This window comes from Lentzea sp., assembly GCF_035525475.1.
Lineage (GTDB): Bacteria > Actinomycetota > Actinomycetes > Mycobacteriales > Pseudonocardiaceae > Lentzea.
In genome coordinates, this window is sequence record NZ_DATLEC010000266.1 from 1 (window position 1) to 7,161 (window position 7,161).

The 7,161-nt window shown below is 69.3% G+C and carries 5 protein-coding genes and 1 pseudogene; 3 read left to right on the forward strand and 3 right to left on the reverse strand.

The genetic code is table 11. From position 1 onward, the window contains the following. A partial coding sequence (locus tag VM306_RS41060; RefSeq protein WP_325525169.1) for a recombinase family protein occupies positions 1-1,452 on the reverse strand: 1,452 nt, incomplete at its 3' end. A gap of 523 nt (positions 1,453-1,975) precedes the next feature. On the opposite strand from VM306_RS41060, the gene VM306_RS41065 reads away from it, so the two are divergent. The 3 genes from VM306_RS41065 (at position 1,976) to VM306_RS41075 (ending at position 5,333) form a co-directional block, all read left to right on the forward strand. Continuing rightward, positions 1,976-2,545, forward strand: a complete 570-nt coding sequence (locus tag VM306_RS41065) for a QsdR family transcriptional regulator (protein WP_065918937.1) — start codon at positions 1,976-1,978, stop codon at positions 2,543-2,545. A 119-nt stretch (positions 2,546-2,664) separates the two neighbouring features. Further along, positions 2,665-4,026 (forward strand): alpha/beta hydrolase domain-containing protein, encoded by a 1,362-nt coding sequence (locus tag VM306_RS41070; RefSeq protein ID WP_325525173.1) that lies wholly within the window; start codon positions 2,665-2,667, stop codon positions 4,024-4,026. Continuing rightward, the gene (locus tag VM306_RS41075) at positions 4,023-5,333 is read left to right on the forward strand and encodes an alpha/beta hydrolase (protein WP_325525175.1); all 1,311 of its coding nucleotides are present in this window, start codon (positions 4,023-4,025) and stop codon (positions 5,331-5,333) included. The genes VM306_RS41070 and VM306_RS41075 overlap by 4 nt, the downstream gene beginning before the upstream one ends. Positions 5,334-5,366: 33 nt before the next feature. Here the strand turns inward: VM306_RS41075 and VM306_RS41080 are convergent, their stop codons facing one another. Both VM306_RS41080 and VM306_RS41085 read right to left on the reverse strand, forming a co-directional pair. Then, a complete protein-coding gene (locus tag VM306_RS41080; RefSeq protein WP_325525177.1) occupies positions 5,367-5,588 on the reverse strand; it encodes a hypothetical protein in 222 nt (73 codons plus the stop codon). Between the two features lie 194 nt (positions 5,589-5,782). Next, a pseudogene (locus VM306_RS41085) lies at positions 5,783-6,924 on the reverse strand (IS3 family transposase). Positions 6,925-7,161: the final 237 nt, after the last annotated feature.

The following is a 7,161-nucleotide window of genomic DNA, read 5'->3' on the forward strand; positions in this document are numbered from 1 at the left end:
GGCCGCTTTCATGTCATTACACCAATTCAATGCGAGCGGCGGCTGAACTGGATGACGAGCAGGTTCCACGGTTTTCGACTTTAGTGGCGCGGGTCGAATTTCAACACGCTGGTCGTCATAGTGGATCTGCAGGCGTTGCTCGCGGACTTGATTGACTAGCTCCTCGCCTACACCTTCTTGCACGTGTCCAGCGGTCCGCGCGAGTAAATGTGGTAGTGCCTCGAACAGGTGGTCTTCTCGGACGTAGAGGTTCCGCGGTGCGCCGTCGGAACGCCGCTTGACGCTGGTGAAGCCATGCCTGCACCGATAGCCCGCTCGCCCATGTACCCAGTGCCCGTCCATCCGCCGGCCACAAAGCCCGCACACGACGAGCCCCGCAAGCAGATAGCTTCGGACCTCGCCGCCCTTGGCAGGCTTCGCCACCCGCATCCCCTGCACCGCAACGAACGTCTCGTCATCCACGAGAGGCTGGTGGGCGATCCGCTCGGACACCTCCCACTCGCTGACCGGGTTCCACCGCAGCGCTCCTGAACCGCGGCCACCGGCACGTCCGCCCGGCCCGTGGCCGGTCGTGCTGCACCGGTTCCACACCTGCCGACCGGTGTAGCGCGGATTCACCAAGATCATCGCCACCGTCCGGACGATCCACCGCTCCCCCGACCTATGCGCGTTCCGCTCCGGATCCGCACCCGACGGACACATCACGCCACGGTCATTGAGCTCGCGCGCCAACGACGCCACCGTCCGCCCACGAGCACGTTCGGAGAACATCCACCGCACCCACGGCGCCGTCACCGGATCCGGCGCCAACACCTGCACCCGCCGACCCCACCGCCCATGCACCGGATTCGGATGCCGACCACCATCAACCAACCGATACCCATACGGCGGACGACCACCCAAAAACCGGCCCTGGACACGCGTCTGCGTCCGCATCGCCGCCAGCACCCGCTGCCGTGCTCGCGCCACCTCACGTTGTGCTTGCGCGCCCAGCAGCACCATCAGCGCCTCGTGCACCGGGCTCCCGAGTTCCACCGGACCACCAGCCTCCGGCAACCACACCGCAACACCCAGCGCATTCAGCGCAGACACAACCTCACGGAACTGATCGCCGTAAAACGCCCGCTCGTACTCGCCCACCACGACCGCATCGAAGTCACGACCAGGATCCGCGGCAGCGGCCAGCAACGCCGCAGCCTCCGGACGGTCCAGCCACGGCCACCGCCGCGACACACCCACATCGAAGAACTCCGCGACGACAGAGCCGACACCCTCGATCAACTCAACCGACACGGCGCGCTGCCATGCACGCGACGTCTGCACATCCTGGAACGCGTTCGTCGACATCCGGCCGTAGAACGCAAAACGCACGCCAGGCACCTCAGACGGCGCCACTGGACGACGACGTCCCCTCAACGCGGCAACCAGCTCGGCATTCGTCAACGTGGCCACAGTCAGCTCCCTCGGTCAAAACCGAGACCCAGCTGCCAAAGACATCGTGACGACATCCTGCCCATCTCCACCCGAACAGACCAAGAGCGAGCCACACCAGACATCGGGCCACCTCACGGTCACGGCAAGCCAACTCAGAGATGTCACCTAATAGTGCTGCAGACCCGACGTAGTGCCGTGGCGGGTTTTGAACTTCGGTGGTGACCACCGCCGCATGCGACGGTTGTGGTTGACTTTAGTCAACACTGAAACTACAGAGTAGACAATTCCTACGCTGAATGCTGCGCGAACGCGTTGGTCACAGCACCAGGCGCGAGCAGAGTCGACGAACGTCGAGAGCGGCATGCGGCGGTCACCTTCGATCGCCACGGCGCCGCCACCGCGCACCCAGGCCAGCCCGGCACTCGGGAAGTGACGTGACGCACACCCCGGCGGCACCGGTCCGGGTCTCGCGGGCAGACCCGCAGGGCGACGATGATGCGGGTGGCCGGACGGGCGGGCCGGCGGAGGCGAGGGGCTGCGAGTGGGGTCGATCGGCGCCCGGCGGGTGGTGAGCCAGGACCAGGTGCTGCGCGGTGCGTGCCGGTTCTTCCTGCGGCACGGCCGGGTCGAGATGGACGCGCTGGCGGCGAGCCTGGCCATCAGCCGGGCGACGCTCTACCGGGTCGTGCACAGCCGCGACGGGCTGCTCGCCGACGTGCTGTGGGTGCTCGCGGACCGGCTGCTGGCCCGTGCCCGGCAGGAGCGCACGAACGTCGGCGTCGAGGGCGTCCTGGAGGTCACCCGGCGGTTCGTGGCCGACCTGCGCGCGGCCGGCCCGTTCCGGGCGTTCCTGCGCAGCGAGCCCGACACGGCCACCCGGGTGCTGTTCAACACCGCCGGCGGGGTGCACCGGCGAGCGGTGTCGGCACAGAAGGAGATCCTGCTCGAAGTGGACGGCGGGCCATGGTCGGCGGCGGCACTGGACCAGGTCGCGTTCCTGTACGTGCGGATCGTGGAGTCCGCCCTCTACGCCGAACTGCTCAGCGGCGCGCCGCTCGACCCGGCCCTGGCCGAAACCGCCGCCCGCACGGTGCTGCTGCAGCACCGCTGACCCGACCACCGCAGCGTGCTGCGACGGCGGTCTCACGATGGCGCCGCGTTCTGGTGCCGGTCGTCCGGGCCTGGCTACGGTCGGTTCCGCACCCATCCCCCATCGCTGTGGGAGCCGGTATGTCCCCTTCCCCCTGGCGTCGCCTCGGTCTGGTCGCGGCCGTGCTCGGCCTGCTGGTCCCGACGTCCGCCCCCGCCTCCGCCTCCGCGCCCGCCGATCCGGCGCCGCGGGTCGTCGGCCCGTTGCCTGGGACCGTGCCGGGTGACCGGCTGGCCGACCGGATCGAGGACACCTACCCGTTCTTCTCCGCGCCCGACGACCTCGCCGCCGCCGGTTACGTCGAGCAGGAATTCCACGTCTCCGGCGCGGCCGACGGCTGGGTCGGCAACGGCACGAAGGTCGCCACCGGTGTGCCGTACGCGACCCGGGTCGTCGTGCGGCGGCCCGCGCACGCCCGCGACTTCAACGGAACCGCCCTGGTCGAGTGGCAGAACGTCACCGCCGGGTACGACCTGGACGCGTTGTGGAACGCCGAGTCCGTCGTCCGCGCGGGCTACGCCTGGGTCGGTGTGTCGGCGCAACGGGTCGGGGTGGACCAGCTCCGCGCGTGGAGCCCCGCGCGCTACGGCGGGCTGGACGTGACCGGCGGCGGTCGGTTCACCGCCGACGAGCTGTCCTACGACGTGTTCACCCAGGCCGGCCGCGCCGTCGAGTCGGGTGCGGTCACGGGCGGCCTGCGGCCCCGGACCGTGCTGGCCATCGGCGCCTCGCAGTCGGCGGCCCGGATGACCGTGCTGTACGACCGGGTCCTGCCGCAGCAGCAGCCGGTGTTCGACGGTTACGGCTTCGTCGTCGGCACGGCGCCGACGCGGGCCGGCGCGGAACCCGTCTTCCAGGTGCAGTCGGAGACCGACGTGCGCAGCGCGACCCGTCCCGCCGACACCGACCGGTTCCGCCGCTGGGAGGTCGCTGGCGCGGCCCACTCCGGCTACGAGGGCCAGGCCTACCGCGTGCCGATCTCCGAACGCGACCTCGGCGGCGCACCGCAGTACGACTGCGACCGGCCGCCGTTCAGCCGGGTGCCGATGCACCACGTCACCGCCGCGGCCTACGACCACCTGCGCCGATGGGTCGAGCGGGGCACGCCGCCGCCGACCGCGCGCCCGTTGGAGTTCGAGCCGGACGGCGTCACCAAGAAGCGCGACGCGCTGGGCCTCGCGCTGGGCGGCATCCGGTTGTCGCAGGTGACCGCACCCAGGGCGCTGAACACCGGCGACAACACCGGTGAGACGTTCTGCCGCCTGTTCGGCACGCACGTGCCGTTCGACGCGGCGACGTTGGCCCGGCTCTACCCGCACCGCGGGGACTACCTGCACCAGGTGGTGACCGCCGACGTCGCCAACGTGCACGCGGGCTACCTGCTGCCGGCCGACGCGCGGCAGAACCTCGCCGACGCCCTGGCCGTTGGAGGTCGGCGATGAAGGTCCCGTTGCTCGCGCTCGTCGTGGCCCTCGCGTCCACGGTCGCGGCCGTGCCCGCCGGCGCCGAACCGCTCACCCCGATCGTCTTCGTGCACGGCCAGCAGGGGTCGGCGCAGCAGTGGCAGTCCAACGCCAAGCGGTTCTCCGGCAACGGCTACCCGGACGCGCTGCTGCACGCCTACGAGTACGACACGAGCATCCCGACCAACGACCGCGCCGTCGCCGACCTCGAAGCGTTCATCGCCGCCGTCCGCGCCCGAACGCGGGCGGCCAAGGTGGACGTGATCGCTCACTCGCGCGGCACGACGGTCATGCACAGCTACCTGTCGTCGCCCGAACGGGCCGCGTCGGTGCGCAAGTACGTCAACGTCGATGGGCGCTCCAGCGCCGCACCGCCGGGCGGCGTGCCGACGTTGGCGCTGTGGGGCAGCCTGCAGCCCAACGGGTCCATCGGCGGCGCGACCAACGTCCACCTGACGACGCTGGGCCACACCGAGACCACCACGTCGGCCGACGGTTTCGCCCACATGCACCGGTTCCTGCGCGGTCGGCCCGCGTTGACGACCTGGGTGCTGCCCGAACCGCCCGGCCTGGTCCGGATCGCGGGCCGGGCGACGTACTACCCGCAGAACGAGGGACTGGCCGGACTGCTCCAGGTGTGGGAGCTCGACCCGCTCACCGGCGCGCGGCGCGGCGAACCGCGGCACAGCGCCCGGACCGGCGCGGACGGCTCGTTCGGCCCGCTGCCCGTCAACGGCCGCGCGCACCACGAGCTGGTGGTGCTGCGCGAGGGTCAGGTGCCGCACCACTTCTACTTCGAGCCGTTCGAGCGCAGCGACCGGTTCGTGCGGTTGCAGGTGTCGCGTCCCGGCGGCATCACCGACCACATCGACCGGTGTCCGACGCACAGCGCGCTCACCGTCATCCGCAACCGCGAGTGGTGGTCCGACCAGCCCGACAGCGACCGGCTGGAGCTCAACGGGGTCAACGTCCTCACCGCCGATGTCTCGCCGCGGCTGCGCCAGGTGATCGCCGCGTTCGCGTTCGACGACAACTGCGACCTGGCCTCGACGCCGGGTGCCGCGCTGCCGCCGTTCGCCGCGCTGCCGTTCCTGACGGGCGTGGACGCCTACCTGCCGACGCGGCCGGAGGGCACGATCCGGGTCACCCAGACGGCGCGCGGCACCGGTGGCGGGTCGCGCACGATCGCGGTGCCGAACCGGCCGTCGGACGCGCACGCGGTCACCGTACAGTTCAAGGATTACCTCGACGTCGGAACCGGAGGACCCCGCGCAACGTCCCCCTGAGCGGAGAAGGGGGTTCGTGTGGCCGAACGGTTGTCAGGGTCTGGCGAAGTCGTCCACCCGGTCGGCGCGGATCTGGTCGGCGCTGGGGTCGAACCCGCCCGACACGTACCCGCTGACCGTCTGGAACCACGGCGGCGAGTTGCTGAACGCCTCCCAGGTGTCAACCCTGTCCTTGATCCGGTCGATCCACCACCGCTGGTTCGCGTCAGCGTCCCAGTCCCAGTGCTCCGGGTTGTCCGGATCCCACCAGTCCACGTCCTCGCGGGTGGTGCCTTCCGGCGCGCTGTGCGTGCCGAAAACTACATCCGCGCAGGTTAAGCAGCATGGCGGTACTCGTGGATGACCCCGCCGAGATGGTCCTGTCGCTCTACGTTGAGGTGTTTGTTCCGCACCGGGTTTGATGGAGACATTGGTGTTCCCTGGGTTTCGCGGAGTCGCGTTACTGGATCTCATGCCACGATGAACGTGTTCTCGTACTCTATCGGGGTCAGCATGCCGAGCCTGCTGTGGCGGCGTTGCCGGTTGTGGAAGATCTCGATGTAGTCGAAGATCGCGTTCGCCAACTCGATGCGGGTGCGCCAGCGCTGGCGATCAAGCAGCTCGACCTGCATGCGTGACCAGAACGACTCCATCATCGCGTTGTCGTAGCAGTCGCCGACGCTGCCCATGGACGGGATGAGGCCGAAATCCTTGGCGCGCTTGGTAAACGCCCAAGATCCGTATTGCACTCCCTGATCGGAGTGGATAATCGTCCCCTCGTCGGGACGGCGGCTGTCGATGGCCATGCCGAGCGCGTTGGTCACCAACGCCGCGGTCGGTGAGGAGTCGATCGACCACCCCACCACGCGGCGGGAGTAGACGTCGAGCACGACCGCGCAGTACACCTTGCCCTCGCGGGTGTGATGCTCGGTGATGTCGGTGAGCCACTTGCGATTCGGCTCCGTGGCGGTGAAGTCGCGATTGACCAGATCCTTGGCGATCAGATCAGGCTTGGCCCGCCGCCACTTCGGCCGGCCCATCACGCCGGCGATTCCGGCGCGGCGCATCAGCAGTTCCACCGCGCCGTGGCCGACCACGATGCCCCGCCCCAGCCGGAGCTCCGCATGGACCCGGCGGGACCCGTAGATCCCACGGGACGCCTGGTGCACCTCGGTGATCAGATCGGTCAGCCAGGCGTGCCGGATCGACCGCGCCGACGGCGGCCGAGACAGCCAGTCGTAGTAGCCGGAGACCGACACGTCCACCACCCGGCAGGCGACCTCGACCGGGATCTCCTCGGCGGCCATCACCTTGACCGCCTCGAATCTCCTTTTGGGGGCACCACCTCTCGCACCAGCTCGATCGCCCGGCGCGTCGCTCGCAGCTCGGTCTCCAGCTCAGTGATCCGGCGTTTCGCCGCGGTCAGCTCGGCCTTCTCGCCGCTGGTCAGCCCCTGCTCGAGTCCGCGGTCGATGCGATCCTGTCGTCGCCAGGTGTAGATCGTCTGGTCGCTGATCTCCAGGTCCCTGGCCACGTCAGCGACCTTGCGGCCCGCCTCGATCAGGTCCAGCACCTTCCGCCGGAACTCCGGCGGGTACCCACGTCGTCCCATGCCATCCTCTCAAGATCGAATGGCACAAGAATCCAAGAATCTACCTCCAGAGAACCCAGGGCACACCAATGTCTCCATCAAACCCGGTGCGGAACACAGCGCCCTCGGCTGACGCGGCATGATGACCGGCCATGCTGCTCCGACTGGTTTACCTGGGCATGACCAACGCGTGGGTGCCGGTGATCGATGTTGCGCCTTCTTCCCGGTTCTCTTCCCCGGCGACCTGCACCGTCGGCG